The sequence below is a fragment of the Actinoplanes sp. NPDC048791 genome (genome assembly GCF_040650095.1).
In the GTDB taxonomy this organism is placed as follows: Bacteria; Actinomycetota; Actinomycetes; order Mycobacteriales; family Micromonosporaceae; genus Actinoplanes.
The window spans coordinates 1-1,239 of record NZ_JBEZGQ010001638.1; the positions used below are offsets into that span (position 1 = coordinate 1).

The following is a 1,239-nucleotide window of genomic DNA, read 5'->3' on the forward strand; positions in this document are numbered from 1 at the left end:
CTGGAGGCCCCCGCGGCCCCGGCGGAACGCGACGAGACCGATCGGGTCACCGACCGCGTCGTGACCACGCTGGGCCGGGAACGCTTCGCGGCACTGCTCGCCGAGGGCAGCCGGCTGGGCCCGGACGACGCCCGGGCCCTCATCGCGGCCTGAGTCAGGCGACCGTCTTCGGCCGGTACGACGCGATGATCACGCCGCTCTTCATGACCTTGGTGTCGATCAGCTCGAACGTGGTCTTGACGTCCTTGAGCGGGGTGCTCAGCGAGTCGCCGCCCTCGAGCACCGGGTGGATCCAGAAGCGCACCTCGTCGACCAGGCCGGCCGCGACCAGCTGGGCGGTGACCGAGCCGTAGCCGTACTGCAGGATGTCCTGGCCGTCCTGGGCCTTGAGCGCGGTGACCGCGGCGATCAGGTCACCCTCCAGCACCTCGGTGTTGTTCCAGGTGGGGTCGGTCAGGGTGGTCGACGCGACGTACTTCTTGACGCTGTTGAAGTAGGCCGCGCCGGTGCTCGGGTCGCTCTCGTCCATGGCCGGCCACGCCGCCGACATGCCGTCGTAGGTGGCCCGGCCCATCAGGAGCGCGTCGGCCCGCTCGGTCTGGGAGCCGGCGAAGGCGCCGGCCTCGTCGTCGAAGTAGGGCCCGGTCCACATGGGGTTCTCGATGACGCCGTCGAGGGTGAGGTAGGTCGAGTTGATGAGCTTGCGCATCGGAATTCTCCTGAATCAGTGGTGTGCCGTGCTGACCTACTGATCATGTCCGGGCGCACTTACGGTTCTCTTCAGGTGCGGCTACGGCCGCTTGGTCAGGCGGACGGCGGTGTAACCGCGCAGGACGAAAGTCGGGCGCTGGACCGGCTCCGCGGCCAGCTCCAGGCGGGGCGCGTGGTCGAGCAGGGCGGCCACGGCCGTACGCAGCTCGAGGCGGGCCAGTGGCGCGCCGAGGCAGAAGAGCAGGCCGGCGCCCAAGCCCACGGGCGGGTTCGGGTCGCGGCCCACGTCGAACGCGTCCGGGTCGGTGAACACGGCCGGGTCGCGGTTGGCCGCGCCGAGCAGCGCGGCCACCTCGGCGCCGGCGGGCACGGTGACTCCGGCCAGCTCGACGTCGGCCGCGGCGGTACGGATGAACATGTGCAGCGGCGGGTCGTACCGGATCATCTCCTCGGTCGCGGCCGGGAGCAGCCCCCGGTCGGCACGCAGCCGCGCGAGCTGGTCCGGGTGCCGCAGCAGGGCCACCAGGC

2 protein-coding genes are annotated in these 1,239 nt (G+C 71.5%); both read right to left on the bottom strand.

The window, feature by feature from the left end:
* Positions 1-154: 154 nt before the first annotated feature.
* Positions 155-709 (bottom strand): dihydrofolate reductase family protein, encoded by a 555-nt coding sequence (locus tag AB0C29_RS49190; RefSeq protein WP_360835376.1) that lies wholly within the window; start codon positions 707-709, stop codon positions 155-157.
* Positions 710-790: 81 nt separating this feature from the next.
* Positions 791-1,239: cytochrome P450 (locus tag AB0C29_RS49195; protein ID WP_360835378.1), on the bottom strand; the 449-nt coding region annotated here is incomplete at its 5' end.